Origin of the sequence: Nonomuraea marmarensis (genome assembly GCF_043197025.1) — a bacterium.
Lineage (GTDB): Bacteria > Actinomycetota > Actinomycetes > Streptosporangiales > Streptosporangiaceae > Nonomuraea > Nonomuraea marmarensis.
In genome coordinates, this window is sequence record NZ_JBICRM010000013.1 from 184,226 (window position 1) to 209,321 (window position 25,096).

28 protein-coding genes and 1 tRNA gene are annotated in these 25,096 nt (G+C 69.5%); 14 read left to right on the plus strand and 15 right to left on the minus strand.

The features are described from left to right. Positions 1-12 precede the first annotated feature (12 nt). Both ACFLIM_RS22880 and ACFLIM_RS22885 read right to left on the minus strand, forming a co-directional pair. Positions 13-981: an ABC transporter substrate-binding protein gene (locus ACFLIM_RS22880; RefSeq protein WP_393168533.1), complete on the minus strand. Its 969-nt coding sequence runs from the start codon at positions 979-981 to the stop codon at positions 13-15. A gap of 83 nt (positions 982-1,064) precedes the next feature. Continuing rightward, a complete protein-coding gene (locus ACFLIM_RS22885; RefSeq protein WP_393168664.1) occupies positions 1,065-2,051 on the minus strand; it encodes a LacI family DNA-binding transcriptional regulator in 987 nt (328 codons plus the stop codon). Positions 2,052-2,279: 228 nt separating this feature from the next. On the opposite strand from ACFLIM_RS22885, the gene ACFLIM_RS22890 reads away from it, so the two are divergent. Continuing rightward, a complete protein-coding gene (locus tag ACFLIM_RS22890; RefSeq protein ID WP_393168535.1) occupies positions 2,280-5,672 on the plus strand; it encodes an alpha-L-arabinofuranosidase C-terminal domain-containing protein in 3,393 nt (1,130 codons plus the stop codon). Here the strand turns inward: ACFLIM_RS22890 and ACFLIM_RS22895 are convergent. Further along, complete coding sequence (locus ACFLIM_RS22895) at positions 5,659-6,414, minus strand: metallophosphoesterase (RefSeq protein WP_393168537.1); 756 nt, start codon at positions 6,412-6,414, stop codon at positions 5,659-5,661. The two genes, ACFLIM_RS22890 and ACFLIM_RS22895, sit on opposite strands and share 14 nt — an antisense overlap. 113 nt (positions 6,415-6,527) lie before the next feature. Between ACFLIM_RS22895 and ACFLIM_RS22900 the strand changes: the two genes are divergently transcribed. Together ACFLIM_RS22900 and ACFLIM_RS22905 are read left to right on the plus strand one after the other, a co-directional pair. Further along, the gene (locus ACFLIM_RS22900) at positions 6,528-6,731 is read left to right on the plus strand and encodes a DUF4236 domain-containing protein (protein ID WP_393168539.1); all 204 of its coding nucleotides are present in this window, start codon (positions 6,528-6,530) and stop codon (positions 6,729-6,731) included. A gap of 101 nt (positions 6,732-6,832) precedes the next feature. Continuing rightward, positions 6,833-8,296 (plus strand): pyridoxal-dependent decarboxylase, encoded by a 1,464-nt coding sequence (locus ACFLIM_RS22905; RefSeq protein WP_393168541.1) that lies wholly within the window; start codon positions 6,833-6,835, stop codon positions 8,294-8,296. A gap of 3 nt (positions 8,297-8,299) precedes the next feature. Here the strand turns inward: ACFLIM_RS22905 and ACFLIM_RS22910 are convergent, their stop codons facing one another. Next, positions 8,300-9,241 carry a helix-turn-helix transcriptional regulator gene (locus tag ACFLIM_RS22910; protein WP_393168543.1) on the minus strand — a complete coding sequence of 314 codons (942 nt, stop codon included), beginning with the start codon at positions 9,239-9,241 and terminating at the stop codon, positions 8,300-8,302. A gap of 88 nt (positions 9,242-9,329) precedes the next feature. Between ACFLIM_RS22910 and ACFLIM_RS22915 the strand changes: the two genes are divergently transcribed. The 3 genes from ACFLIM_RS22915 to ACFLIM_RS22925 are packed head-to-tail and all read left to right on the plus strand — an operon-like array spanning position 9,330 to position 10,771. Beyond that, complete coding sequence (locus tag ACFLIM_RS22915; RefSeq protein WP_393168544.1) at positions 9,330-9,725, plus strand: VOC family protein; 396 nt, start codon at positions 9,330-9,332, stop codon at positions 9,723-9,725. Positions 9,726-9,750: 25 nt separating this feature from the next. Further along, positions 9,751-10,272, plus strand: a complete 522-nt coding sequence (locus tag ACFLIM_RS22920) for a nucleoside-triphosphatase (protein WP_393168546.1) — start codon at positions 9,751-9,753, stop codon at positions 10,270-10,272. 19 nt (positions 10,273-10,291) lie between these two features. Beyond that, on the plus strand, positions 10,292-10,771 hold the full coding sequence (locus ACFLIM_RS22925) for an AAA family ATPase (RefSeq protein ID WP_393168548.1): 480 nt from the start codon (positions 10,292-10,294) through the stop codon (positions 10,769-10,771). Positions 10,772-10,783: 12 nt separating this feature from the next. Here ACFLIM_RS22925 and ACFLIM_RS22930 read toward each other — a convergent pair. Further along, positions 10,784-10,856: transfer RNA gene (locus ACFLIM_RS22930), tRNA-Ala, on the minus strand. Positions 10,857-10,930: 74 nt separating this feature from the next. Between ACFLIM_RS22930 and ACFLIM_RS22935 the strand changes: the two genes are divergently transcribed. After that, a complete protein-coding gene (locus ACFLIM_RS22935; protein WP_393168550.1) occupies positions 10,931-11,842 on the plus strand; it encodes an RNA polymerase sigma-70 factor in 912 nt (303 codons plus the stop codon). A 1-nt stretch (position 11,843) separates the two neighbouring features. Here the strand turns inward: ACFLIM_RS22935 and ACFLIM_RS22940 are convergent, their stop codons facing one another. The 6 genes from ACFLIM_RS22940 to ACFLIM_RS22965 all read right to left on the minus strand — a co-directional run bounded on the left by ACFLIM_RS22940 (position 11,844) and on the right by ACFLIM_RS22965 (position 15,450). Further along, positions 11,844-12,374: a Clp protease N-terminal domain-containing protein gene (locus tag ACFLIM_RS22940; RefSeq protein WP_393168552.1), complete on the minus strand. Its 531-nt coding sequence runs from the start codon at positions 12,372-12,374 to the stop codon at positions 11,844-11,846. A gap of 3 nt (positions 12,375-12,377) precedes the next feature. Beyond that, positions 12,378-12,593, minus strand: a complete 216-nt coding sequence (locus ACFLIM_RS22945) for a helix-turn-helix domain-containing protein (protein WP_393168554.1) — start codon at positions 12,591-12,593, stop codon at positions 12,378-12,380. A gap of 111 nt (positions 12,594-12,704) precedes the next feature. After that, entirely contained in the window at positions 12,705-13,919 is a 1,215-nt protein-coding gene (locus tag ACFLIM_RS22950) for a CynX/NimT family MFS transporter (RefSeq protein ID WP_393168556.1), read from the minus strand. A 93-nt stretch (positions 13,920-14,012) separates the two neighbouring features. Beyond that, a complete protein-coding gene (locus tag ACFLIM_RS22955) occupies positions 14,013-14,390 on the minus strand; it encodes a hypothetical protein (protein ID WP_393168558.1) in 378 nt (125 codons plus the stop codon). Next, positions 14,387-14,749, minus strand: coding sequence for a hypothetical protein (locus ACFLIM_RS22960; RefSeq protein ID WP_393168560.1), 363 nt, complete (start codon positions 14,747-14,749; stop codon positions 14,387-14,389). The genes ACFLIM_RS22955 and ACFLIM_RS22960 overlap by 4 nt, the downstream gene beginning before the upstream one ends. Before the next feature lie 11 nt (positions 14,750-14,760). Beyond that, positions 14,761-15,450 carry a TetR/AcrR family transcriptional regulator C-terminal domain-containing protein gene (locus tag ACFLIM_RS22965; RefSeq protein ID WP_393168562.1) on the minus strand — a complete coding sequence of 230 codons (690 nt, stop codon included), beginning with the start codon at positions 15,448-15,450 and terminating at the stop codon, positions 14,761-14,763. Positions 15,451-15,484: 34 nt separating this feature from the next. Between ACFLIM_RS22965 and ACFLIM_RS22970 the strand changes: the two genes are divergently transcribed. Together ACFLIM_RS22970 and ACFLIM_RS22975 are read left to right on the plus strand one after the other, a co-directional pair. Next, positions 15,485-16,834, plus strand: a complete 1,350-nt coding sequence (locus tag ACFLIM_RS22970) for a DHA2 family efflux MFS transporter permease subunit (protein WP_393168564.1) — start codon at positions 15,485-15,487, stop codon at positions 16,832-16,834. After that, positions 16,804-17,298 (plus strand): DUF523 domain-containing protein, encoded by a 495-nt coding sequence (locus ACFLIM_RS22975; protein WP_393168565.1) that lies wholly within the window; start codon positions 16,804-16,806, stop codon positions 17,296-17,298. Before ACFLIM_RS22970 ends, ACFLIM_RS22975 begins: the two co-directional genes overlap by 31 nt. On the opposite strand, the gene ACFLIM_RS22980 is transcribed toward ACFLIM_RS22975, so the two are convergent. After that, positions 17,274-17,648, minus strand: coding sequence for a hypothetical protein (locus tag ACFLIM_RS22980; RefSeq protein WP_393168567.1), 375 nt, complete (start codon positions 17,646-17,648; stop codon positions 17,274-17,276). The genes ACFLIM_RS22975 and ACFLIM_RS22980 overlap by 25 nt on opposite strands. A gap of 41 nt (positions 17,649-17,689) precedes the next feature. Continuing rightward, complete coding sequence (locus ACFLIM_RS22985) at positions 17,690-18,289, minus strand: TetR/AcrR family transcriptional regulator (protein WP_393168569.1); 600 nt, start codon at positions 18,287-18,289, stop codon at positions 17,690-17,692. Between the two features lie 201 nt (positions 18,290-18,490). Here ACFLIM_RS22985 and ACFLIM_RS22990 point away from each other — a divergent pair, with 201 nt between their 5' ends. The 3 genes from ACFLIM_RS22990 (at position 18,491) to ACFLIM_RS23000 (ending at position 22,376) form a co-directional block, all read left to right on the plus strand. Further along, positions 18,491-19,861, plus strand: coding sequence for a Dyp-type peroxidase (locus ACFLIM_RS22990; protein WP_393168571.1), 1,371 nt, complete (start codon positions 18,491-18,493; stop codon positions 19,859-19,861). Between the two features lie 225 nt (positions 19,862-20,086). Next, a complete protein-coding gene (gene nhaA, locus ACFLIM_RS22995) occupies positions 20,087-21,886 on the plus strand; it encodes a Na+/H+ antiporter NhaA (protein WP_393168573.1) in 1,800 nt (599 codons plus the stop codon). Between the two features lie 82 nt (positions 21,887-21,968). After that, entirely contained in the window at positions 21,969-22,376 is a 408-nt protein-coding gene (locus ACFLIM_RS23000) for a hypothetical protein (protein WP_393168575.1), read from the plus strand. 2 nt (positions 22,377-22,378) lie between these two features. Here ACFLIM_RS23000 and ACFLIM_RS23005 read toward each other — a convergent pair whose 3' ends face one another. Then, positions 22,379-23,149, minus strand: a complete 771-nt coding sequence (locus tag ACFLIM_RS23005; RefSeq protein ID WP_393168577.1) for an SDR family oxidoreductase — start codon at positions 23,147-23,149, stop codon at positions 22,379-22,381. A gap of 74 nt (positions 23,150-23,223) precedes the next feature. Between ACFLIM_RS23005 and ACFLIM_RS23010 the strand changes: the two genes are divergently transcribed. Further along, positions 23,224-23,562 (plus strand): hypothetical protein, encoded by a 339-nt coding sequence (locus ACFLIM_RS23010; RefSeq protein ID WP_393168579.1) that lies wholly within the window; start codon positions 23,224-23,226, stop codon positions 23,560-23,562. On the opposite strand, the gene ACFLIM_RS23015 is transcribed toward ACFLIM_RS23010, so the two are convergent. Further along, the gene (locus ACFLIM_RS23015) at positions 23,549-24,001 is read right to left on the minus strand and encodes a hypothetical protein (protein ID WP_393168581.1); all 453 of its coding nucleotides are present in this window, start codon (positions 23,999-24,001) and stop codon (positions 23,549-23,551) included. The two genes, ACFLIM_RS23010 and ACFLIM_RS23015, sit on opposite strands and share 14 nt — an antisense overlap. Positions 24,002-24,047: 46 nt before the next feature. Between ACFLIM_RS23015 and ACFLIM_RS23020 the strand changes: the two genes are divergently transcribed. Next, entirely contained in the window at positions 24,048-25,025 is a 978-nt protein-coding gene (locus ACFLIM_RS23020) for a helix-turn-helix transcriptional regulator (protein WP_393168583.1), read from the plus strand. The last annotated feature ends 71 nt before the right edge of the window (positions 25,026-25,096 follow it).

Sequence of the window (25,096 nt, forward strand, 5' to 3'; positions counted from 1 at the left end):
CCGGTCGCTCGATCAGTACTGGCGGGTGGACAGGGCCTGCTTGGCCTGGTCCTGGGTGAACGTGGTCTCCTCGGTCACCACGCGGGCCGGCACCTGCTCGTTCTTGAGCACCTTCTTGGCCAGGTCCATGAGCTGCGGGCCGAGCAGCGGCGAGCACTCGACGATGTAGCTGATCTTCCCGTCGGCGAGCGCCTGCATGCCGTCCTTGACCGCGTCCACGGTGATGATCTTGATGTCCTTGCCGGGCACCTTGCCCGCGCCCTCGATCGCCTCGATCGCGCCCAGACCCATGTCGTCATTGTGCGCATAAAGCACGTCGATGTCCGGGTTCGACTTCAGGAAGGCCTCCATGACCTCTTTGCCCTTGGCCCTGGTGAAGTCGCCGGTCTGCGAGGCGATGATCTTGAACTTCGTGTCGGCCCCGATGACCTCGGCGAACCCGGCCTTGCGGTCGTTGGCCGGCGCCGAGCCGGTCGTACCCTGCAGTTCAACGATGTTCACCGGGTCGGTGCTGGACTTGTACTCCTCCACCAGCCACTGGCCCGCCTTCTTGCCCTCCTCGATGAAGTCGGAGCCGAGGAAGGTCTTGTAGAGGGTCGTGTCCTTGGAGTCCACGGCGCGGTCGGTCAGGATGACCGGGATCTTCGCGTCCTTGGCCTCCTTGAGCACCGTGTCCCAGCCCGACTCCACCACCGGCGAGAAGGCGATGATGTCCACCTTCTGCTGGATGTAGGAGCGGATGGCCTTGATCTGGTTCTCCTGCTTCTGCTGGGCGTCGGAGAACTTGAGCGAGATGCCCGCGTTCTTGGCCGAGTCCTGCACGGACTTGGTGTTCGCGGTGCGCCAGCCGCTCTCCGCGCCGACCTGGGAGAAGCCCATGGTGATCGAGTCGCCGCCACCGCCTGAGCCGCCACTGCCGCAGGCCGCCATCGACATCGCGGTGAGCCCCGCGAGCACCAACGCCGAGATCCTCTTTAACACGTGGGGGGTTTCCCTTCCTATGTGAGCGCTAACATCCCCGGACGGACGCCAGCACTGTCTGCCTTCCTGTACGGCCCCATCGGTTATCCGGCCGCCCGGGCCGTGCTGGCCCTGGCGACGAACCTGGGCGGCACCACGAGCCGCTCCCGTTCCTGAGGACTGCCTTGGAGTTGCCGTACGAGCACTTCGATGCTGTGTCTGCCCACCGCGTCGAAGTCCTGCCTGATGGTCGTGAGCGGCGGCGAGAAGAACTCCGACTCCGGGATGTCGTCGAAGCCGACCACACTCACCCGCTCGGGCACTCTCACCCCCTGCTCGGTGAACGCCCGCAGCACGCCGAGCGCCATCTGGTCGTTGGCGACGAAGACCGCGGTGACGTTCCTCATGCTCGCCAGGCTGCGCCCCGCCTCATACCCCGAGCGCGGGCTCCAGTCCCCTGCGAGCGGTTGCGGGGCCTCGCGGCCCGCCTGCTCCAGCGCGGCCCGCCAGCCGGACACGCGCCCTTCCGCCTCCAGCCAGTCGGAGGGCCCGCCGACGTGCCAGACCGTCTCGTGGCCCAGCGACAGCAGGTGCTCGGTGGCAAGCCGGCCACCCGCGACCTGGTCGACGCAGACCACGGACACGCCCCCAGCCTCGCCGCCCTCGACGGCGACGGTGGGCACGCCGAGCGGCACGTCGGCCAGGGCCTGCGCGGCCGAGCGTTGCGGCGCGACCACGACGATGCCGTCCACGGCCTGGTCGGCCAGGTAGTCGAGCGCGTCGCGGACGCCGGCCCTGTCGATGGACTTGAGGCTGACGATGCTGACGAAGTAGCCGGCCGACCTGGCCGCCCGCTCGATGCCGTAGACCGTGCTGGCCGGGCCGTACAGCGTGGTGTCGAAGCTGACCACCCCGAGCGTTCTGGAGTGCTTGGTGACCAGGGCGCGGGCGACGAGGTTGCGGCGGTAGCCGAGCTTGTCGATCGCTTCGAGCACCCGGGTGCGGGTCTCGCCGCGCACGTTCGGGTGATCGTTGAGCACTCGGGAGACCGTCTGATGCGACACGCCGGCTTCCTTGGCCACATCGGCCATGACCGGCAGGCGGCGCCCCAGGGTGGATCCCACGGCCGTGCTCCTTTCCTGGCTTGGCCTGACTGTGAACGTTAACAACCGGTCTCGTCAAGACCCGCCGGATTACGGTCGGGTTACGCGGCGCCCCCCTTGACGAGCCCTGCGGGCAGTCCTTAACTTGTCGCGAATCGCCGTTGTTAACGCTCACTCCAATGTTAACGCTAACAATGCTTGAGGAGCCCCCCACTCATGACGCGAATCGCCTTATCGGCCCTGCTCTTAGCGGGTTCGCTGGTGGCACCCCCGGCCGTCGCGATGGCGGATCCCATCCCTGATGGCGCGGTCGTCGACCAGTTCGACGGCACGGCGCTCGGCCAGGACTGGACGGTGTTGTCGCCCGACAACTCCCGCTGGTCGGTGTCGGGCAGCGCGCTCCACCTGGACACGCTGACCGGTGACACCCATCAGGGCACCAACAACGCCAGGAACCTCTTCCTCGTGGACATCCCCGACGGCGACTTCGAGGTGGTCACCAAACTCAGCGCGCCGGTCGCGCTGGACTACCAGAGCGCGGGCCTGCTGGCCTGGCAGGACTGGGACAACTACGTACGCGCCGGGCTGGCCCACGTCGGGCTCGCCGGCGGGCCGGTGATCGAGACGGCCACCGAGGTGGGGGCGGCGTTCACCTCGAACTTCGCGGCCCGGCCGGGCTCGGCCGCCGAGATCGTCAAGCTGGCCAGGACCGGTGACGAGTTCGTCTCCTCCTACTGGGACGGCTCGGCCTGGGTGCAGGCGGCCAGGATGACGGCCCGGCTCGACGTCCGGCAGGTCGGGCTGTTCGGGCTGTCGGCGCAGAACGGCACGTCGATGCGAGCCGATTTCGACTACGTCGCGATCAAGGCGGCCGAGGGTCAGGCCGTGGTTCCGCCCGGGCCGTTCACGTTGCGGGCGGTGGCGCAGCCGTACCTGACCGTCGATCAGTCGGGAGTGGTGCGGGCCTCGGCGAAGGCGTCGATGACCAGCCTGGCCGTCACCGCCGCGCCCAGCGGCGATGGGGTGACGCTGAAGGACCTGGCGACCGGCAAGTACCTGCAGGCCACGGAGAGGGTGCGGCTCAGCGGGACCGCGTCGGTCTTCCAGCTCAAGGACGCGGGCGGCGGCAAGGTCACGGTGTCCTCCGGCGGCAGGAGCGTCTCGATCAGCGACGGGAAGCTGGTCATGGGGACGGAGGCCACCAAGTTCGGGGTCGAGGACTACAGCTCGGGCAAGCTCACCGTGGACACCAAGGCGCAGGGCACGAAGGTCGGCCCGAACCTCTACGGGATCTTCTACGAGGACATCAACCACGCCGCCGACGGCGGGCTCTACGCCGAGCTGGTGCAGAACCGCTCGTTCGAGTTCAACGCGACCGACGAGCGCTCCTACACGGGGCTGACCGCGTGGACCAAGGCCGAGCGCGGCGCGACCGCCGCCCTGACGGTCTCCTCCGACCAGCCGCTGAACGCGAACAACCGTAACTACCTGCGGCTCGACGTCACCGGGGATGGCACGGCGGGCGCGAGCAACACGGGGTTCAACCGCGGCCTGCCGTTGAAGGCCGGCAAGCGCTACGACCTGTCACTGTGGGCCAGGCGCTCGGAGAGCGGCCCGCTGACGATCACCGCCGAGAGCGGCGCCACCGTGCTCGGCAAGGCGACGCTGCAGGTCAAGGCGGGCGGCTGGGCCAAGTACACGGGGTCGTTCAAGTCCTCCGGCACCACCGACGCGGGCCGCCTGGTCGTCCAGGCCCCCAGCGGGCAGACCGACCTGGACATGGTCTCGCTGTTCCCGCATGACACGTTCAAGGGCCACGGCATGCGGACGGACCTGGCGAAGATGATCGCCGATCTGGAGCCGCAGTTCCTGCGCTTCCCCGGCGGCTGCGTGACGAACGTCGGCACGTACGACCCGTACTCGGACAAGCAGGACAGGCGCCGCATCTACCAGTGGAAGGAGACGATCGGCCCGATCGAGGAGCGGCCCACCAACTTCAACTTCTGGGGCTACAACCAGACGTACGGCATCGGGTACTACGAGTACTTCCAGTTCGCCGAGGACGTCGGGGCCGAGGCGCTGCCGGTGTTGTCGGTGGGCGTGAACGGCTGCGGCGAGAACCGCCCGCTGACCGACGAGGCCAAGCTGGCCAGGTGGGTGCAGGACACGCTGGACCTGATCGAGTTCGCCAACGGGCCCGTGACGTCGGAGTGGGGTAAGAAGCGGGCGCAGCTCGGGCATCCGAAGCCGTTCGGGCTGGACTACATCGGGCTCGGGAACGAGGAGATCTACCAAGAGTTCTTCACGAACTACCCGAAGTTCGCCCAGGCGATCAGGGCCAAGTACCCCTCGATCAAGATCATCAGTAACTCCGGGCAGACGTCGCAGGGCGCCTGGTTCGACCGGATGTGGCAGTTCGCCCGCGACCAGAAGGCGGACCTGGTCGACGAGCACTACTACAACAACCCCGACTGGTTCCTGGCCAACAACCACCGCTACGACTCCTATGACCGGGGCGGCCCGAAGGTGTTCGTGGGCGAGTACGCCTCCAGGGGCAACACGTTCTACAACGCCCTGACGGAGGCGTCGTACCTGACGGGCATCGAGCGCAACGCCGACGTGGTGGAGCTGGCCTCGTACGCGCCGCTGCTGGCCAACGTGGACTACGTGGACTGGACGCCGGACCTCATCTGGTTCGACAACGACCAGGTGTACGGCTCGCCGAGCTACCACGTACAGCGGCTGTTCTCCACGAACGTCGGCGACCGGGTCCTGCCGAGCACCTTCGAGGGCGCGGCCAGGCCGGTCGAGGACATCAGCGGCGCGGTCGGGCTGGGCGCCTGGAACACCCAGGTCAGGTACGACGACGTGCAGGTCACCGCGGCGGACGGGACCGTGCTGCTGTCGGACGACTTCTCGGCCGGTTCCGGCAAGTGGACGCCCGGTCGCGGCACGTGGGCCGTACAGGACGGGGCCTATCTGCAGACCGCGCGGGTCGAGGACGCCAGGTCCACGGCGGGCTCGGCCGACTGGTCGAACTACACGATGGAGGTGACCGCCCGCAAGACCGCTGGGGCGGAGGGCTTCCTGGTGATGTTCGGGGTGCGTGACACCGGCAACTTCTACTGGTGGAACATCGGCGGCTGGGGCAACACCCAGTCCGCCATCGAGAAGGCCGTGAACGGCGGCAAGTCCTCGATCGCCACCTCCGCCACGACGGTCGAGACCGGCCGCGACTACCGCCTCAAGATCCAGGTCAGCGGGCGCAAGATCACGACCTGGGTGGACGGGCAGAAGATCAACGAGTTCGTGGACAACGCGACGGTGGAGCCGCTGTACCAGGTGGTGTCCAGGGACGGGAAGTCCGTGACGCTCAAGGTCGTCAACGCGCAGGACACGGCCGTGCGCGGCAGCGTGGACCTGGGCTCGGCCCGCGTCAGGCCGACCGCCACGGTGACCTCGCTGACCGGCGCGCCGTCCGACGTGAACTCGATCTCCGAACCGGACAAGGTGGCTCCGGTGGAGTCGCGGATGAACGGCTTCTCCTCGGCCTTCACCTACGACTTCCCCGGGAACTCGGTGACGTTCGTCCGCCTCACCGAGCGGTGACGACCACTCGGTAGTGGGTGGTCACCCGCCCTTCGCCGTCCAGGACGTGGAAGGCGACGGAGGGCGGGAGGTCGTAGTCGACGCAGTTGTCGAACGACGTCCCGCCCTCCCACGGCAGTTTCAACGTGGACACGACGCCCGGGGCGACCAGCAGCGGGCGACCGGCGAACGTGGTGGCGGCCGCCATGTGCGCGTGGCCGACCAGGACGGCAGGCACGTTCGGGTGCGCGGCGAGCAACTCCTCCAGCGGCTCGGGCCGGTGCAGCCTGATCCCGTCGATCGGCGGGCTGTGCAGGAGCGCGGGCGGGTGGTGGAAAGCCACGAACACCGGCAGGTCGGCGCTTTCGAGCACGCCTTCGAGCCAGGCGATCGTCTCCTCGTCCAGGTGGCCCGCGTCCTCGCCGGGGATGGACGAGTCGCACATCGCGTAGATCGCCTTGGCACTGCGGTGGACCTGGTTGATCGGCCCGGACGACGGCCGCTCGCCGAGCAGCACCCTGCGGAACTCCTCGCGGCGGTCGTGGTTGCCGGGGCCGACCAGGACGGGATGGCGCGAGGTGAGCAGTTTGCCCGCCTCCTCGTACTCCCCGGGAAGCCCGTGGTCGGCGATGTCGCCGGTGACGAGCACCACGTCGAAGTCGTAGGGGAGCGAGTCGAGGTAGCGCAGCACGGCGTCGGCGCGGCCGGCGCTTTGGGGAGTCGCGCCGATGTGGATGTCGCTCAGGTGAGCGATCACGATCATGGATGTGGTCCTTCCGGGTGCTGCCAGTCCACCTACGGTATGCCGGGTGAACGGGAACTCGGCGAACGTGCCGGTCGTTTTCCAGACTGAGCGCACGACGGCGGAGGAGGGACATGGGCTGGCACTACCGAAAGTCAATCAAAGTGGGTCCGTTCCGGATCAACCTGTCGCGGCACGGTGTCGGCCACAGCTACGGCAACCGGCGTTTCCACGTCTCGACCACTCCTGACGGCCGGCGCCACGTGACCGTGCGCCTGCCCGGCGGCTTCCAGGTCGGCAAGACGTTCGGCAGTCGGCGCTATCCCAGACATTACTGACCTTCGGCGGTCATCGACCGCTTGAGATAGAACGGGCCGGGGGCGAAAGCCTCCGGCCCGTTCCCTTTCGCAACACCCGCCCGTGCCTACAGAGTGGGCGGATGAGCGATCATATGAGCCCGGAGGAGTTCCGCCGCCACGGCAAACAGGTCGTCGACTGGATCGCGGACTACCTCGCCGGCATCGAGTCCTATCCGGTGATGTCCCAGGTCAAGCCGGGTGAGATCCGAAGCGCCCTGCCGTCGGGGCCGCCGGAGCGCGGGGAGCCGTTCGAGGCGGTGCTGTCGGATCTGGGGCGGATCCTGCTGCCCGGCATCACGCACTGGCAACATCCCGGCTTCTTCGCCTACTTCCCCTCCAACGCCAGCGGCCCGGCCGTCCTGGGCGACCTGCTCTCCAGCGGGCTCGGCGTGCAGGGGATGTTGTGGGTGGCCAGCCCGGCCTGTACGGAGCTGGAGACGGTGGTGGTCGACTGGCTCGCGGAGTTGCTCGACCTGCCGGAACATTTCCGTACGAACGCGAAGGGCGGCGGCGTCATCCAGGACTCGGCGTCGAGCGCGTGCCTGGTCGCGCTGCTGGCCGCGCTGCACCGGGCGAGCGACGGCCAGGTCACGTCGGACGGGATCAAACGGCGGTACACGCTGTACGTGTCGTCCCAGACGCATTCGTCCCTGGAGAAGGCGGCACGGATCGCGGGGCTGGGGACGTCGGGCGTACGGGTGGTGGACGTCGATCCGCGCACCCTGGCGATGGACCCCGGCCACCTGCGTACCCTGCTGGCTCAGGACGAGGCGGCGGGGGCCGTGCCCGCGATGGTGTGCGCCACCGTCGGCACCACCTCCACGACGGCCGTCGACCCCGTGCGGGAGATCGGCGAGGTGTGCCGCGAACGCGGGCTCTGGCTGCACGTGGACGCGGCCTACGCGGGGGTCGCGGCGGTCTGCCCGGAGTTCCGCTGGCTGAACGACGGGGTGGCCGAGTACGCCGACTCCTACTCGACGGACCCGCACAAGTGGCTGCTGACGAACTTCGACTGCGCCGTGCTCTGGACCGCCGACCGTGCCCCGCTGCTGGGCGCCCTGTCGATCCTGCCCGAATACCTCAGGAATCCGGCCACCTCCGCCGGCTCCGTCGTCGACTACCGCAATTGGCAGGTGCCGCTGGGGCGGCGGTTCAGGGCGCTGAAGTTGTGGTCGGTGATCCGCTGGTACGGCGCCGAAGGGCTGCGCGCGCACATCCGCAAGGGCGTCGGGCTGGCGCAGGAGCTGGCGTCGTGGATCTCGGCGGATCCCGGGTTCGAGGTGCACGAGCCGCATCCGCTCGGGCTCGTGTGCTTCCGCCCGGAGTGGCCGGGGCTGGCGGCGGCCGAGGCTGATGCGGCCACGATGCGGCTGCTGCAACTGCTGAACGCCAGCGGGTCCGTGTACATGACGCACGCCAGGATCGCCGGCCGGGTGGTGTTGCGGCTGGCCATCGGAGGTGCGGCCACCGAGCGGCGGCATGTGGAGCAGGCGTGGGAGCAGATCCGCTGGGAACTCGCGGCCCTGTCCACCACGCTGCCCTAGACGTCACCGATAGCGGCCGACGAGCTCGGCGCCGATCCTGGCCAGCTCGGCCCTGACCTGCTCCGGCTCCACCACCTCCACGAGCGATCCCCACCCCGCGAGTTGCTCGGCGATCGTCCGCGGCATCGGGGCCGCCACCCGCGCCCTGACCCGCCCGTCCGGCTCGATCCCCTCGGTCTCGCAGTGCCGCCCGAAATGCGAGCGCAGGACCGGCAGGAACCTCTTGGCGATGAGCACGGTCGCCGAGACCAGCGAGCGCCGCCGCTCCATCTCGTCCACGACCTGCCCCCACGCCTGCGACAACTCGAAGCCTTCAGGCCGTTCGAAGGGCTCGTCGGTCACCGCGGCCTCGACGATCCGGTCCACCCTGAACGTGCGCTGCCCGCTCTCGGTCCCGGCCACCAGGTACCAGACGTCGTCCTTGTCCACCAGGCCCCAGGGATCGACCAGCCGGTGCGAACGTTCCCGGGAGCGGCCCTCGTACCCGAGCCTGACCTTGCGGCGGCGTACGGTGGCGCGCTGCAGGGCCGCCACCAGCTCGGGCCGCTCCCGATCGCGCTCGCCCCAGCGCGCGGGGTCGATCACCACGGCGGCTGCGGCGGCCTCGGCGTCGGCCCGGAACGTCTGGGGCAGGGCCCGCAGCAACTTGCGCAGCGCGGACCTGAGCTCGGGCGCGACGGCCGCGGCCGGACCGGCGAGCAGGAACAGCGCTTGGGCCTCGTTCGCGGTGAGCCCCGTGAGGTCGGTCCTGGCGCCGCCCAGCAGCGACCAGCCGCCACCGCGCCCCGCCTGTGGATACACCGGCACACCCGCCGCGGACAACGCTTCGAGGTCGCGGCGCGCGGTGGCCACGGACACCTCCAGCTCCCCGGCCAGCTCGGCCGCGGTCACCCGGCCACGGGCCTGCATGAGCAGCAGCACGGCCACCAGACGATCGGCTCGCATGAGAAGAATTCTCCCGCTAAAAGTGCTCATTTGATGAGCACTTTGACCGGAAGAATCGTCGACACAACCCAGCGAAGGGAACATCGACATGTTGCGAGGATTCGCCACGATCAGCTTCTACGCGGCCGACCTGGCGGCGGCCAAGGCCTGGTACGCCGAGTTCCTCGGCATCCAGCCGTACTACGAGGTCCCGGGCTACGTCGAGTTCCGCGTCGGCGACTACCAGCACGAGCTCGGCCTGATCGACAGCCGCTACGCCCCGCCGGGCGCGACGAGCGGGTCCGCGGGCTCGATCATGCACTGGCACGTGGACGACCTGGAGGCCACCCTCGACAGGCTGCTCACCCTGGGAGCCAAGGAATACCAGCCGATCACGGAACGCGGCGAGGGGACCGGATTCGTCACGGCCGTCGTGGTCGATCCCTTCGGCAATCTTCTCGGCATCATGCGCAACCCGCACTACTTGGCCGTGCTCGGCAAGTGACGGGTCCGTCTGCGATCCTGGACCCGTGTCCCGGCCGCACATCCTGCTCACCGCCCCGCCCCGCACCGGCAAGACCACCGTCGTCCGCCGCCTCGCCGAGCTGCTGCGCGCGGCGGGCGTGCCGGTCTGCGGTTTCCTCAGCGACGAGGTACGCGAGCACGGGCAGCGGGTGGGCTTCACCGTGGAGGAGTTCGGGGGGCGGAAGGCGGTCATGGCCCACGTCTCCTGGGTCTCCGGGCCCAGGATCGGGCGATATGGGGTGAACGTACCCGCGTTCGAGCGCATCGCCCTGCCCGCCATGGACCGGGCAGTGAGCACGAAGGGCGCGGTCGCGCTCATCGACGAGATCGGGCCCATGGAGCTGCTGTCGCCCGCGTTCCTGCCGCGTTGCGTGGCGCTCTTCAACGCCGACATCCCGGTCGTGGCCACGATCCACCAGCGCAGCCACCCGGCGCTGAAGGCCCGCATCGTGGCCGAGCTGGTCACGGTGACCCCGCAGAACCGCGACGACCTCCCGGAGACCCTGAGGCACCTGCTGTCAGGGTGACCTTCATGTTGGAAGACGTATGCGACTGATACTCCTGTGCGGCCTGCCGGGGTCGGGTAAGACGACGCCGGCCAAGCGCCTGGCCGCCGAGCTCCCGGCCGTACGGCTGTGTCCGGACGAATGGCTGGCGCACCTCGGCATCGACCTCTACGACGAGGAGGCGCGCGACCGGCTCGAGCAGCTGCTCTGGCTACATGCGCAGGACCTGCTGAAACTCGGCCAGACCGTCATCCTGGAGTTCGGCTTCTGGTCACGGGCGGAACGGGACGAGCTGCGGCGCGCCGCCCACGCCCTCGGCGCCGCCGTCGAGCTGCGCTATCTGGCGGCGCCACTGGACGAGCTGTGCCGCCGCCTGGAATCGCGCAACGAGGCCCCGGACCCGATCAACAGGGAGCAGCTCGAACAATGGGCGACACTTTTCGAGGCCCCCACACCCGACGAGATAAGCCATTTCGACAAACCTGAACGGGACGGCTATCGGGCCACACGCGATCGGTGAACACCCAAACTGTGGAGCTATGGGGATTCGAACCCCAGACCTCCTCCATGCCATGGAGGCGCGCTACCAACTGCGCTATAGCCCCTTGCGATCCGCAAGTGTATCGGAGTTCGGGAGCCCCCGTGTCACACCTCGGGCCCTGTGGTACGTCTAGGGTTTATGCCGACCTTTGAGGATCACCGGAGCCTGCTGATCGGGGTTGCGTACCGGATTCTCGGCAGCGTCGCCGACGCCGAGGACGTCGTGCAGGAGGCGTGGTTGCGCTGGTCAGGGGTGGACGAGGCGACCGTCGACGATCCCAAGGCGTACCTGATCAGGGTGACCTCGCGGCTGGCCATCGATCGGCTGCGGTGGGCGAAGTCGCGGCGGGAGTCGTACGTGGGGCCGTGGTTGCCCGAGCCGATCAGCACCGCGCCCGACGTCGCCGAGCATGCCGAGCTGGCCGAGTCGGTGGAGATGGCGCTGCTCCTGGTCCTGGAGACGTTGTCGCCGCTGGAGCGGGCCGTGTTCGTGTTACGGGAGGCGTTCGACCTGCCGTTCTCCGAGATCGCGGAGGTCATCGGGCGGGCCGAGCCGGCGACCAGGCAGCTCGCGCGGCGGGCGCGGGACCACGTGCGGGACAGGCGGCCGCGGTTCGACGTGGACAGGGACGAACGCCGGCGGATCACCGAGCGGTTCATCAGCGCCTCCGCCGACGGCGACCTCGACGGGCTGATCGAGCTGTTCGCGGGTGAGGTCACGATGGTCAGCGACGGCGGCGGCAAGGCCAGGGCCGCGCTGCGGGTCATCACCGGCGCCGAGAACGTCAGCCGCTACCTCTTGTCGATCAACACCCCGGCGAACATCGCCCGTTTCCTTGCCTCGATCGGCATGGCGGACATTCCGGATCTGTCCTTTGGGGTGGCGGTGATGAACAACGCTCCCGCGATGGTCATCTCGGCCAGAGGTCAGGTGATCACGGTCATCTCGCTGCTGATCACGGACGGCAAGATCGACACGATCTACCTCATCGCGAACCCCGAGAAGATCGCCCACCTGGAGCCCACCGCGGGCCCAGGCGGCGCACCCTGAGTCAGGCGGTGCGGCGGGCCGGGATTCCGGCCTCGCGTACCAGCTCGGGCAGGTTCACCCCGGTGTCCCGCAGGATCCTGGCGGCGCCGTTGGCGTGGTCCGCGAGCAGTCCCCACAACAGCCGCTCCCCCGTGACGGGTCCTGGCCGCCACTTCGCCACCTCGATCACCTTCCTGGCGTGCATGGCCAGCGGGATCTCCCCCAGCGGCCCGTACAGGGTGACCCGCAGCGGCCGTACCCGGGAGCGCCGCAGGCGCCACGACCCGGGCGCGTCGGCGCCGGATCCGGTGGTGCGACGCACCGCGTCGAGGTCGATCCCCAGCGTGGCCAGCAGCGCCCGCGCGTCACAGACGCCCACCCGCTCCCGCACCTCGGCCTCGGAGGCGGTGAACGACGACAACGAGAACGGCCGCACCTCGGCCACTCCCAGCAGCATCAGATCGGCGTCGAGAGTGGGCCGCCCCGCGTCGAGCGCGAGGATCCCCGCTCTGACCACCGCCCGGCGGGCGCCCGCCGTGAACCTGGCGAACACGCGCTACCTCCCCGTCCTGCGAGCGTGCTTGCGATGAGCGGACTGCCGCCGGACACCCAGTGCATCGGCGATCTGCTCCCATGACCATCCCTGGGCCCGGGCGTTCGACACGTGCATCGCCTCCAGTTCCTCAAGCAGGGCCCTGAGCGCGGCCACCGCCGCCAGCCCCGTCCCCGGTTCTCGATCGGTGGCCGCCTCGGCCAGCGCGGTTACGTCCATGGTGTCAGCATGTGCTGACAAGCCCCCGCTTGTCAACACATGCTGACGGACGTGCGCATGACCTCACCGGAGTTCGACTGGGCCCCTGTTACGCAGTCGATCACCGGCAGGTCATGTCTTCAGGAGACGTTCGTCCTCCAGGTAACGGTTGCGGCCCGCGTACAGGCCGGCGAGAAGCTGGACGACCAGCACGACGAAGATCAGCGTGTACGGCAGCGCCCACCCCCCGGTGACCTGCCGCAACACCCCCACGAGCAGCGGACCCGCACCGGAGATGAGATACCCGGTGCTCTGCCCGAACGCCGACAACCCCGCCGTGGCCTCCGGCGTACGGGTGCGCAGTGCCAGCATCATCAGCGCCAGCGGGAACGACCCCATCCCCACGGACACCAGCACCATCCCCACCAGCGCCAGGGGCGCGGGCCCGGCCCAGAGCCCGATGAACCCGGCCATGTAGAAGGCGACGAGCCCGACCACGGCGGGACGCTGGTCGCGGAGGCGGGAGGCGACCAGCGGCACGAGGATGGAGACGGGGATGTTCAGCGCGGTGAACACGCCCAGCACCAGCCCCGCCTGCGACGTGCTGAAACCCCGGTCGGTGAGGATGGTGGCGAGCCAGCCGAACATGATGTAGGCGATCATCGACTGGGTGCCGAAGTAGATCGCGACCGTCCACGCCAGCCTGCTCCTGAGCATCTGCCGGATGCCCTCGTCCCGGCCGCCCGTGTCCCGCTCCGGCTCACTGCGCAGCAGCGCAAGCCACGGAATGGCGGCGACGGCGGCCAGGGCCGCCCACACGCCGAGCGCGATGTGCCAGTTGCCTGACGCGCGCTCGATCGGCACGGTCGCGGCGGCGGCCAGCATGGTGCCGACCGCCAGGGCCGTGGTGTAGACGGTGGTCATGACCCCGGTTCTGGCCGGGAAGTGACGCTTGATCAGCGTCGGGATGAGTACGTTGCCGACGGCGCCGCCGGACAGCGCGACCGCGCTGCTCAGCAGGAACACCGGGGCCGAGCCGACGAGCGACCTGACCAGCAGGCCAGCGCCCAGCGTGACGAGGGCGAGCAGCAGCAGCCGGTGCTCGCCGATCCGCCTGGCCAGGGTCGGGGTGACCGCGCCGACGCTGGCGAAGGCCAGCACGGGAAGCGTGGTGAGCAGGCCGGTCCCTACGCTCGACATGCCGAGCGCCCCGGCGAGCTGGTCGAGCAGCGGGCCGACGCTGGTGACGGCGGTACGCAGGTTCAGCGCGGCGAGGACGATTCCCAGCACGAGCAGCCAGCCGAGGGGGCCGGTTCTGCCTCGGGACTCTTGCGCGAGCACGCTCATGCGGGGGAAGATCCTCCATTCATCAAATCATGGGATGAATCACCAGCCTAACAGGAGTGAAATGTAGGTTTATTCCTGGCCGGCCGAAGGAGGCTAACGCCTGCGCAGCAGCCAGTAGAAACCCACTATGGGCAACACGAGCGGGATGAACAGGTAACCCTTGCCGTACGCGGACCAGACCGTCTCGTCGGGGAAGGCGGCCGCGTCGACGAGACTGGCCGTGCCGATGACCAGCACTCCCGCCAGCTCGACGCCGAGCGCGACCAGCGCGAGGCGGCGGGCGCCACGGAAGAGCGCGACGGTGAGCAGGATGTAGACGAGCGCCGCGAAGGCCGACAACGAGTACGCCAGCGGCGCCTCGCCGAACTTCGTCGCGATCTGCACGCCCGCCCGTGCCCCGGCGGCCAGCGAGAACAGCCCGTAGACGGCGATCAGGGCACGCCCTGGACCGGTGCCGATGGAGGTGGTCACGCGCCCCCCTGCCAGATCTGCAGCAGCCGCCCCGTCATCACCGCGATCGCGAACCCGGCCACGACCAGGATCGCCGACCCCCACCGGCTCCGCTCGGCCAGCGCCAGGAACACCCCGGCGGGCGGGATCAGCACCTGACCCCCGACGTAGCCGAACAGCGTGGCCTTCTCGGCAGGCCCCTCGCCCCCCGCCACCGCCGCGATCACGAAACCCGCCTGCACCAGCACGGCCACCTCGAGCACGGCGAACCCGACCAGCAGGACCATGCCCATCGGCCGGTTGCGGATCGCGACGACCAGGCTCGCCAGCATGAGCAACAGCGAGCCGGCGATGACGATCGTGGAGACGGTGGTGTTCATCGGGACAAAGGCTATCGCCCGGGTAGGTCGCCCTCGATTCCGTCCAGCACCCAGTTGAGCCCGCGCTCGAAGTTGTCGTCCGCCCCCCGCACACCCTGCTCGATCATCGGCGCCAGCCGGGGGAACTCACCGCTGTCGACGAGCTCCTTGATGTACGGCTCCGCCACGGCCGCCCGCTCGGCGTCGCTGATCCCCAGTTCCCTGGGCTCCCCGCGCTCCAGCGACTCCCTGACCACGAACCCGGTCATGTAGTCGTTGAACGCCGCCAGGAACCGCCAGGCCGTCAACCGGTCGACCCCGAGCCCGTCGAACGCGGACAGCTTCTGCTCCACGTGCCGCATCGCGTTGGGCCCCACGGCCACCCGCTGCGAGATCAGCTCGACCCGCCAGGGGTGGCGCCGCACCAGCTCGCGCTCGCGCCAGGCCATCAGCAGCAACGCCTCCCGCCAGTCGGCCGGCAGCGGTCCGTCGATGAGCACCTCGGCGGCGATCTCGTCGAGCATCAGCGCCAGCAGGTCCTCCTTGCGCTCGATGTAGGAGTAGAGCGTCATGGCACGCGCGCCCAGCTCGGCCGCCACGCGCCTGATCGAGACCGCGCCCAGCCCTTCGGCGTCGGCGATCGCGATGGCCGCCGCCACGATCGCCTCCCTGGTCAGCACCGGGCGGCGCGGCGGCGGCGGACGCGACCAGACAGAGCTCACCCTCCGAGCGTAGCGAGGTGATACAGTGTACGATATGCGATACAGCGTACGAAGTCCTCTCTGGACCACGGGCCTGGTCGTTCTCCTGGGCGTCGTCATGACGATGCTCGACACCACGATCGTCAACGTCGCGCTCGGCACCCTGGCCCGCGACTTCGACACGACACTCGCCACCATGCAGTGGGTGGTCACCGGTTACCTGCTGGCCCTGTCGATGACGGTTCCGGTCACCGGCTGGGCGGTGGGCAGGTTCGGCGGCAGAAACGTCTGGCTGGTCTCGCTCGTGCTGTTCGTCGCGGGCTCCGCGCTCAGCGCCGCCGCCTGGTCGATCGGCAGCCTGGTCGCCTTCCGCGCCGTGCAGGGGCTGGGCGGGGGCCTGCTCCTGCCGGTGGGCCAGATGATGCTGGCCCAGGCGGCGGGCAGGGAGCGCATGGGCCGCGCGATGGCCATGATCTCGGTCCCCGCGATGCTGGTGCCCGTGCTCGGGCCGCCGCTCGGCGGGGTGATCGTGGAGGGCCTCGGCTGGCGGTGGCTGTTCCTGATCAACGTGCCGTTCTGCGCGGTGGCGCTGCTGGCCGCGTACGTGCTGCTGCCGCGCGAGCCCGGCGCGAACCCGCAGGGGCTCGACGTGGTCGGGCTGGCGGTGTTGTCCCCCGGGCTGGCGGCGCTGGTCTACGGGTTGTCAGAAGTGGGCAACGGGGCATCGCCGCTGCATCCGGCGCTGTGGATCGGCGTCGTCCTGGTCGTCGCGTTCGTGGTGCGGGCGTTGCGGGCCTCGGGCACGCTGCTGGACCTGCGGCTGTTCGGCGACCGCACGTTCGCCGCGGCGGTGGCCGCGCTCGTGTGCTACTCGGCCGCGATGTTCGGCTTCACCGTGCTCGTACCCCTCTACAGCCAGCTCGCCGAAGGCGGGAACGCGCTGGACGCGGGCCTGCTGCTGGCCCCGATGGGGATCGGCGCGGCGATCACGATGCCGGTCGCGGGCAAGCTCACCGACAGCAGGGGGCCGCGCGGCGTCGGCGCGGCCGGCGTGGTCGTGGCGGTGGCGGGGATCGGGGCGTTCGTGGCGGTCGGGGGGCCGGTGCCGATGTTCGTGCTCGGGCTCGGGCACGGGCTGGTGTCGGCGTCGGTGATGGCCGCCGCGTTCAAGACGCTGGAGCGGGCCGCCATCCCGGCCGCGACCACGCTGAGCACCATCGCGGTGCGGCTCGCCGCGCCCTTCGGCGTCGCGGTGCTCACCACGCTGTTGCAGGTGTTCGCGGGAGCGGGGCGGCCGTTCACGTACGCGTTCTGGTGCGCGATCGTGCTGGCGGCGGTCTCACTGGTACCGATCGCGCTCATAGGATCGAAGGCGTGGAAAGGATCCTCGTCAGCGCCTGCCTGATGGGTCGCCGGGTGCGCTACGACGGCGGCGCCAAGACCAGCTCGGACGCCTGGCTCGCCGCGTGGCGGGAGGAGGGGCGGCTGGTGCCGTTCTGCCCGGAGGTGGAGGGCGGGCTGCCGATTCCCCGTCCCGCCGCCGAGATCGAGGGCGGCGCGGGCGGGGCCGCCGTCCTGTCCGGCGCAGCCCGCGTGCTGGCGACGAACGGGTCGGACGTGACGGCCGCGTTCCTGGCGGGCGCGCGGTCGGCGCTCGCGGTCGCGCGGTCGTCCGGCATCCGGCTGGCGGTGCTGAAGGAGGGCAGCCCCTCGTGCGGCGCGCTGTCGATCTACGACGGCACGTTCCGGGGGCAGCGCACCCCCGGGCAGGGCGTCACGACGGCGCTGCTGGAGCTGAACGGCATCCGCGTGTTCGGCGAGGACCACCTCGCCGAGGCCGCCGGCTACCTGCGCACTCTGGAGACGTAGAAGGCGCCCGCCAGCCCGGCGGCGAGCACGGCCGCCATCGAGCTGTGATACCCGTTGAGCAGCGGGCTCGCCTCGGACCTCCCCAACGCCAGCGCCAGGATCCCCAGCAGCACCCCGGCCAGCGCGGTCGCGTGCGTGTAGATCAGCCCGTCCCAGGCCCACGCCCGGCGGGTCAGCGCCCCGTACGCGCCGATGAGCATGGCCGCGGCGCACAGCGTCTCCACGATCGCGGCCGGGACAATCACGGGCTCGGGACCGAGCCCGATCCCGGCGTGCTGCAGCCCGAACCAGAGAAAGATCAGCGCGTAGAGCAGCGAGAGCGTGCCCAGGGCTCGGCGGAGTACGTCCATGCCTCCCACGGTCGCACCCGGCGGGCGCCGCGGAATCGTCCCTAGGTAGGCGGCGCCGGTACGCCCTCCGCAGTAGGGACCAGCCGCCTCACCAGGCGGATCACCTCGTCGATCGTCACCTTGGCCTCCTCGTCGGACTCGCACGCGGCCACCTCGCGGCCCGCCTCGCCCATCATGGTCGTGAGCAGGACCACGAGCACGTGGCTCTCCCGCGTGTCCGCCAGGCCGAGCAGGCGCTTGTTTCCGCCGATCCAGTCCCAGCCGCGCTGCCTGCGCAACGTGGTGAACTCCGCCGGGCCGTCGTTCTCCAGGAACAACCTGGCCACCTCGCGCTGCTCCCACGAGCCCTCCAGGTAGGCGCGGGCGCCGGCCAGGAAACGTTCGCCGGTCCCCTCGGTGGCCTTGGCCGCCCTGTGGGTGCGCTCCTCCTGGTCGCGCATGAACTGCTCCCACAACGCCAGGAACAGCCCCGGCTTGCCGCCGAAATGGTGGTAGAGGCTGCCGACGCTGATGCCGGACGCCTCGACGAGGTCGGCGACCGTCGCCTCGGCGTACCCCTTGGCCAGGAAGACCTCGCGGGCCGCGCGCAGGAGGGTGTCACGGGTTTCGCTCGACCTGCCCCAGCGGCGGCTCGTCGTCATATGAGGAATTATGTACGGCGGCGCACGGGGAGCGACGGGCAGGTAGCGGAAGACGGCATTCGGGAAATTGAGCCGACCGCATTTCGGGAAACTTTCTCGCCTTCCCAGGAGTCGTACAGGTGGGGCGCGTTGGAATTGGGGGGATTCGCGGCGCGCCAGGGGGCCCGATTTCATTTCGGAAACGGGGAAAGGGACTCGACAATGCCTGTCGACCTGACCAATGCACTACCCCTGGCCTGGGACTCGGCCACGCTCAATGCGGACACCAAGGCGATGCTGGACAACCTTCAGCCGAACATCCTGCGCGCCCACGTGCGCGAGCACCTGTCCGTGCTGTTCATCCGATTCAACGACGTGGCCGAGGGCAAGGCGTTCCTGCGCCACCTCGCGACCACCAAGATGAAGTCCGCGCGCAAGCACCTGGAAGAAGTGCGCGACTTCGCCGCCCGCGGCCGGCGCGGCACGCCGTACGTGGGCGTCGGCATCAGCAAGGCCGGATACCGCGACCTCGGCCACTCGGTCGAGGACGTGCGCAAATTCGGCGACAAGGTGTTCCGCGACGGCATGAAGCGGCGCATCGCCGAGGTCGACGACCCGCCCGTGGACCAGTGGGAGCGGACCTACCAGCGGGAGATCCACGCCGTCATCCTGATCGGCGACGCGGAGCCGGAGACGGTGGCGGCGCTGCGCGAGGAGATCATCGGCGAGCTGCCGGAGAGCGCCAGGCTGCTCGGCGAGGAGAGCGGGCAGGGCATGCGCAACCCCGCCGGTGACGGCATCGAGCACTTCGGGTACGTGGACGGCCGCAGCCAGCCGCTGTTCGTCAAGGACGAGGTGGACAAGGAGCCGAAGAAGCACTGGGACCCGGCGTTCCCGCTGAGCAACGTGCTGGTTCCCGACCCCTTCGCCCCGAACCCGGTCCGCCACCACGGCAGCTACCTGGTCTTCAGGAAGCTGGAGCAGAACGTCCGGGCGTTCAAGGGGCTCGAGCAGGAGCTGGCGGACAGCCTCGGCCTGGCCGGCGCCGACCGCGACCGGGCCGGCGCCATGCTCGTCGGCCGCTTCAAGGACGGCACCCCCTTGACCAGCAAGCCCAAGGCGGGTGGCGGGCCGGTGAGCAACGACTTCACGTTCGACGCCGACGACGGGACCAAATGCCCGTTCAGTGGGCATATCAGGAAGACGAATCCCCGCTCGTTCGGGCGTGAAGTGCTCATGGCCAGGCGCGGCCAGACGTACGGGGAGCGTACCGACGAGCCCTGGGACGACTCCCCGCCGGAGCACCGACCCAGCGGGGAGGTCGGGCTGCTGTTCATGGCGTTCAACGGCAGCCTGGTCAGCCAGTTCGAGTTCACGCAGCAGCAGTGGGCGAACAACCCCGACTTCCAGAACCCGGCGACCGGCCACGATCCGGTCATCGGGCAGGGGGATCGGGCGGTCAAGGTCACGTACCCCAAGGTCTGGGGGAAGCCTGAGCTGTCGGTGCCACAGGCTCAGGTGGCTCAGACGGTCACGATGAAGGGCGGCGAGTACTTCTTCGTGCCGTCCCTGGCTTACCTGCGCAACCTGTGAGATCACGCCGCTGGGGGGCCGCGCGGCCCCCCAGCGGCTCACCCCCTGCCCGGCTGAGGGCGTCCTGCCGCCGCCTGGCTGGATGCCCGCGACTCAGGCACCAAAGACCTGAGGGACGTTTGAGGCTGTTCGACCAGGCATACTGTGCGTGGACCGAAAGCCGATAAACCGCCACTAAGTGGGCACCACGTCCCCTACGGGGATCAGATCTTCGGGGGGAGATCTGTGATATTGCGGGCGTTCCTCAGGACCGAGGCCGGCAGCACCAGCGTGTTGCTCATCGCCACGGTGCTGGCCCTGCTATGGGCGAACTCACCGTGGGGTCACACCTACGAGGCCTTCTGGCACACGCACATGGGCATCTCCTTCGGCGATGCCCTCTTCACGCTGGATCTGCGGCACTGGGTCAACGACGGGCTCATGACCGTCTTCTTCTTCCTCATCGGCCTCGAGGCCTCCTACGAGGTGCGACTCGGCCAACTCCGTGACCGGCGGCTGATCGCCGTGCCGGCGGTGGCGGCGCTCGGTGGGATGCTGGTGCCCGCCGGCATCTACCTGCTGCTCAACTTCGGCGGGCCGGGCGCCGGTGGGTGGGGGGTGCCCATCGCCACCGACACCGCTTTCGTGCTGGGCGTGCTGGCCGTGGTCGGGGCCCGGTGTCCTGATCCGCTGCGGGCGTTCCTGCTGACGCTGGCCATCGTGGACGACGTGCTGGCGATCATGATCATCGCGCTTTTCTACACCGCCAGCCTTTCCGTTCCCGCCCTGCTCATCGCCGCCGTGCTGCTCGCCGCCGTGCTGACCTTGCGGTGGTTGAAGATCTGGCGGGCGCCGGCGTACATCGTGCTGGGGTTCGCGCTCTGGGTGGCCACGCTCCAGAGCGGGATCCACCCGACGCTCGTCGGCATCGCGCTGGGGATTCTGGTCTTCGTGTACGTGCCCACCGATCACAAACTGTTGCTCGCCGGGGAGGCCGTGCAGGAGTTCACCAGCGAGCCCAGCGCGCAGGCCGCCCGGGTGGCCGCGCGGCGGGTGCAGCGGGCCGTCTCCGTGAACGAACGCCTGCAGTTGCGGTTGCAGCCGTGGAGCAGCTACGTGATCGTGCCGGTCTTCGCCCTGGCCAATGCCGGGGTGCGGCTCGACGGGGAGACCCTGCGGGCCGCGCTCACCTCGCCGATCGCCATCGGAGTGGCGCTGGGGTTGCTGGCGGGGAAGTTCATCGGGATCTCCCTTGGCACGTGGATACCGCTTCGGTTCGGGTGGGGGACTCTGCCGGGGAATCTGGTCTGGGGGCAGCTGCTGGGTGGGGCGGCCGTGTCCGGGATCGGGTTCACGGTGGCGTTGTTCATCGTGGATCTGGCTTTCGAAGACCCGGCTCTGCACGATCAGGCGAAGATCGGCATTCTGGCGGGGTCGTTGCTGGCCGCCGTGCTGGGGTGGGTGATCTTCAGGCTGGCGTGGGATCGGGGCGGGGTCTGCGCGCCACCCGAGGCCGAGCCCGCCGAGGAACTGCCCGAGACTCTCTCCGTACCCGTCGGGCCCGGAGATCATGTGCGGGGCGCGGCGGACGCCAGGGTCACGATCGTGGAGTACGGGGACTTCGAGTGCCCGTACTGCGGGCGGCTACATCCGATTTTGGAGGAGCTTCGTAAGAAGAATCAGGACGTGCGGGTGGTGTTCCGGCACTTTCCGCTCCGGACCATCCATCCGCGGGCCGCGGCCGCCGCGATCGTGTCGGAGGCCGCAGCCGATCAGGGGAGGTTCTGGGAGATGCACGACATCCTCTACGACAACCAGCGTTTCCTCACCGACGCCGACCTGGAGCACTACGCCGCCGAACTGGACGTCGCCCCCTGGTCCGACGTGCCGGGCCACAACTCCAGGATCGCCGTCGACGAGTCGTCGGGCCAGGACAGCGGCGTGCGCGGCACCCCCACCCTCTTCCTGAACGGCGTCCGCTACCAGGGCTCCCTCAACCTGGACTCGATCAGCAAGGCAGTGGCAGACCTGCGCGAATCCCCGTAACGTCAACACGTCCTTTCCGACCCCGCAGGAGTCTCCCGTGTCGACGTCCTCCCTTATGATTAGCCTCGTTCCCCTTGTCGTGATGGCTGTCCTGCTGCTCGTCGGCATCGTCCTGACAGCGATGAACAGGCGAAACCACGGGCGAGCCGCGATATTGGGGATGGTGGGCTGCATCCTGCTGTTGCTTGGCGTGGTGTACAACACGCTATTCGGCTACTTCGCGCCGACGCTGATCCGCTCGTCCGGCATCGGTCTCACGGGGACGATCGCGATGTCGAACCTGATCTCGCTGATCTTCAACGCGGGCGGCACAGGACTGCTCATCTGGGCCGTGGTCGCCCGGCGGAACCCGCCGCAGCCGAGCCAGCCGCAGGGCCCGGGCTGGCAGCAGCCCCCGCAGCCCGAGTGGTCGCAGCAGCAGCAGCCGTTCCAGCAACCGCCCGGCTGGCAGGCGCCGCCGCGGCCGCCCTTCGGCGAAGGCCGGGGCTGACGCTACGGCCGCTTCAGCTGCTCGGCCCAGGTGATCTTGCCCGTGGGCTGAGCCTTCGTGGTCAGGTGCCCGGCCCTGAACGCCCGGCCCAGCTTGCCGGGCAGCCGGACCCATAACACCCTCCTCCGCAGCCCGCGGACCCGCAACCAGGTCTCGGCGAGTTCGCCCATTGTGAGCACCTCGGGCCCGCCGAACTCCTCGATCTCGCCGCTGGGCCCGCGCCCGACCAGCGACACGAGATGCCGGGCCAGGTCCGCGACGGCCACCGGCTGAGCCGGGATCCCCGCGTCGACGATCAGCACGCCGAGCCGGGCGAGCCCGCGCAACGCCTCGTCCACGAACCCGTGGAACTGCGTGGCCCGCAAGATCGTCCACGGCACCCCGCCCTCCTGAACGAGCCGCTCCGCGCGCACTTTTGTAGTGAAATATCCCCATGGCACCCGGTCCGCGCCCACGATCGAGGTGTAGATCAGGTGCCTCACCCCGACCTCGCGGGCCGCCGCGAGCAGCACGGACGTCCCGCCGAGCTCGACCTTGAGCGTGTAGCGGCCCTTGTAGGGCGCCGACGCGAGGTGCACGATCACGTCCACCCCCGCCACGGCCTCCGTCACGCCCTGACCGGTGGCCAGATCCATGACCACCCATCGCACGCCGCCAACCGGAGGCCTGGCGCTACGGCTGGCCGCCCGTACCTCGAATCCGGCTTCGACCAGCCTCTCCAGCACGGTAGGACCGAGCCGCCCGCTGCCGCCCGTCACGAGTACAGCTGTCATGCCACATGGACGGGACTGCCAGGAGAAGTGTGACAATGTGGGCGTATATTTCCGCAGCGGCGCCTGAGGGGATCATGACTCGAGATCAGCCTGCCGGCCAGGAACCTGATCCCAACGAGACGATCAGGCACCGCTACCCCCACCCGGCCCAGCCGCCCAAAGCCCCGCCACCCGGCCAAGGCCCCCCGGAGGCGCCCTACACGCAGCGCCTCCCGTACACCCCGGACATGCTCCCCGACGTGCCCCTCTACGAGGCCAAGCCGCCGAAGTCCGGCTGGTGGTGGGTGATCCTGGCCGGCGGGCTGGTGCTGCTGATCGCGGCCCTGGCCGTGGCGGCGGTCCTGTGGGTACGCGGCAACGCCGGCGACAATCCGCGGGCCCTCCAGACCGGAACGGGCGTCACGATCGAGTGAGGTCCATGGTCCAGTTCGTCTCCCAGGTCCGCTCCCCGTCCACCGAGTACGCCTGCTCCCACCGGGCCGTGTCCGCGTCGATGACGGTCCAGACGAACCGGCACCGTACCGTCCTGCCCTCATAGAGCTCGTCGCCGAAGAACTCGCCTCGTTTCCCCTCGAACCCACCCATCATGGGCGGCAGATCGAGCACACCCCTGGCGCTGCTGGCCCAGTAGATGGACCACGTACGCGTCTCCTGGTTGAACACCCGCACGGTCAGCCCGCTGAACCCCTTGGTCGGGAACGTGATCTCGTCGAAGCTCGCCGCCCCGTCGAAATGCCGGGTGGCGACCGAATGGCCGGGGAACTCCTCCCATTCGTCACTACCGGCGAGTGCCTTCACGAGCTTGCGGTTGGCCACGTTCCAGTGACCGGCGAGAAAGTCGAAGTCGTTCATGCGCCCGAACATATGCCGGGATCACTGACAGGTAGTGTCAGTGAATATGCGCGCCTCTCGCCTGGTTTCGATTCTCCTGCTCCTGCAGACCCGCGGCCGGATGACCGCGCAGGATCTGGCGGAGCGGCTGGAGGTCTCCGTACGCACCATCTACCGCGACGTCGAATCGCTGCACACCGCCGGCATACCGCTGTACGGCGACGCCGGCCCCAAAGGCGGCTACCAGCTGCTCGACGGCTACCGCACCCGGCTCACCGGCCTGACCACGGACGAGGCCGAGTCCCTGTTCCTGGCGGGCCTGCCGGGTCCGGCGGCCGAGCTGGGCCTGGGCGCGGTGGTGACGGCCGCGCAGCTCAAGCTCATGGCCGCGCTGCCCGTCGAGCTCCGCGACCGCGCGGGCCGCATCCAGGAACGGTTCCACCTCGACGCCCCCACCTGGTACCGCGACCCGGAGCCGGTGACCTACCTGCCCGCCGTGGCCGACGCGGTCTGGAACGAACGCCGCATCCAGGTCAGGTACCGCCGCTGGAAGGCGCCCGAGGAGGTGGAACGGCGGCTGGACCCGTACGGGCTGGTCGTCAAGGCCGGACGGTGGTATCTCGTCGCGCGGTCGGGCGAGGACGTACGCACCTACCGCGTCTCCCAGATCCTCGGCCTGCACCAGCTCCCCGAGGGCTTCACCAGGCCGGACGGGTTCGACCTGGCGGCTTACTGGCAGGGGTACCTGGCCGAGTTCGAGGCCAGGCTGAGGTGGGGCGAGGCGGTGGTGCGGCTGTCACCGCGCGGCCTGGAACGCCTGGCCCACCTCATGACCCCGGGCGTGGTGACGGCGGCGAAGGAGACCGCCCAGCCGCCGGACGAGGCCGGCTGGACGCGGGTCACGGTGCCGATCGAGTCGATCGAGCACGCGCTCGGCGAGTTCCTCAGGCTGGGCTCGGACGCCGAGGTGCTGGCCCCGGCGGAGCTGCGCGACCGCCTGGCCGCCACCGCAAAGGAGCTGGTCAACCGCTACCAGCCCGCCTGACCGGCCACACCAGCGTCCCGGTCCGCCTGAACCGCCGTTTTGTGGGGATATTTCGTGTTAACGACTCCCCC

Bases quoted from the DNA above. Each gene is read 5' to 3' on its own strand.
- ACFLIM_RS22885 (WP_393168664.1), bottom strand. From the start codon at position 2,051: ATGGCCGATGTGGCCAAGGAAGCCGGCGTGTCGCATCAGACGGTCTCC.
- ACFLIM_RS22890 (WP_393168535.1), top strand. From the start codon at position 2,280: ATGACGCGAATCGCCTTATCGGCCCTGCTCTTAGCGGGTTCGCTGGTG.
- ACFLIM_RS22895 (WP_393168537.1), bottom strand. From the start codon at position 6,414: ATGATCGTGATCGCTCACCTGAGCGACATCCACATCGGCGCGACTCCC.
- ACFLIM_RS22900 (WP_393168539.1), top strand. From the start codon at position 6,528: ATGGGCTGGCACTACCGAAAGTCAATCAAAGTGGGTCCGTTCCGGATC.
- ACFLIM_RS22905 (WP_393168541.1), top strand. From the start codon at position 6,833: ATGAGCGATCATATGAGCCCGGAGGAGTTCCGCCGCCACGGCAAACAG.
- ACFLIM_RS22910 (WP_393168543.1), bottom strand. From the start codon at position 9,241: ATGCGAGCCGATCGTCTGGTGGCCGTGCTGCTGCTCATGCAGGCCCGT.
- ACFLIM_RS22915 (WP_393168544.1), top strand. From the start codon at position 9,330: ATGTTGCGAGGATTCGCCACGATCAGCTTCTACGCGGCCGACCTGGCG.
- ACFLIM_RS22925 (WP_393168548.1), top strand. From the start codon at position 10,292: ATGCGACTGATACTCCTGTGCGGCCTGCCGGGGTCGGGTAAGACGACG.
- ACFLIM_RS22935 (WP_393168550.1), top strand. From the start codon at position 10,931: ATGCCGACCTTTGAGGATCACCGGAGCCTGCTGATCGGGGTTGCGTAC.
- ACFLIM_RS22945 (WP_393168554.1), bottom strand. From the start codon at position 12,593: ATGGACGTAACCGCGCTGGCCGAGGCGGCCACCGATCGAGAACCGGGG.
- ACFLIM_RS22950 (WP_393168556.1), bottom strand. From the start codon at position 13,919: ATGAGCGTGCTCGCGCAAGAGTCCCGAGGCAGAACCGGCCCCCTCGGC.
- ACFLIM_RS22960 (WP_393168560.1), bottom strand. From the start codon at position 14,749: ATGAACACCACCGTCTCCACGATCGTCATCGCCGGCTCGCTGTTGCTC.
- ACFLIM_RS22970 (WP_393168564.1), top strand. From the start codon at position 15,485: ATGCGATACAGCGTACGAAGTCCTCTCTGGACCACGGGCCTGGTCGTT.
- ACFLIM_RS22980 (WP_393168567.1), bottom strand. From the start codon at position 17,648: ATGGACGTACTCCGCCGAGCCCTGGGCACGCTCTCGCTGCTCTACGCG.
- ACFLIM_RS22985 (WP_393168569.1), bottom strand. From the start codon at position 18,289: ATGACGACGAGCCGCCGCTGGGGCAGGTCGAGCGAAACCCGTGACACC.
- ACFLIM_RS22990 (WP_393168571.1), top strand. From the start codon at position 18,491: ATGCCTGTCGACCTGACCAATGCACTACCCCTGGCCTGGGACTCGGCC.
- ACFLIM_RS23000 (WP_393168575.1), top strand. From the start codon at position 21,969: ATGGCTGTCCTGCTGCTCGTCGGCATCGTCCTGACAGCGATGAACAGG.
- ACFLIM_RS23005 (WP_393168577.1), bottom strand. From the start codon at position 23,149: ATGACAGCTGTACTCGTGACGGGCGGCAGCGGGCGGCTCGGTCCTACC.
- ACFLIM_RS23010 (WP_393168579.1), top strand. From the start codon at position 23,224: ATGACTCGAGATCAGCCTGCCGGCCAGGAACCTGATCCCAACGAGACG.
- ACFLIM_RS23015 (WP_393168581.1), bottom strand. From the start codon at position 24,001: ATGAACGACTTCGACTTTCTCGCCGGTCACTGGAACGTGGCCAACCGC.
- ACFLIM_RS23020 (WP_393168583.1), top strand. From the start codon at position 24,048: ATGCGCGCCTCTCGCCTGGTTTCGATTCTCCTGCTCCTGCAGACCCGC.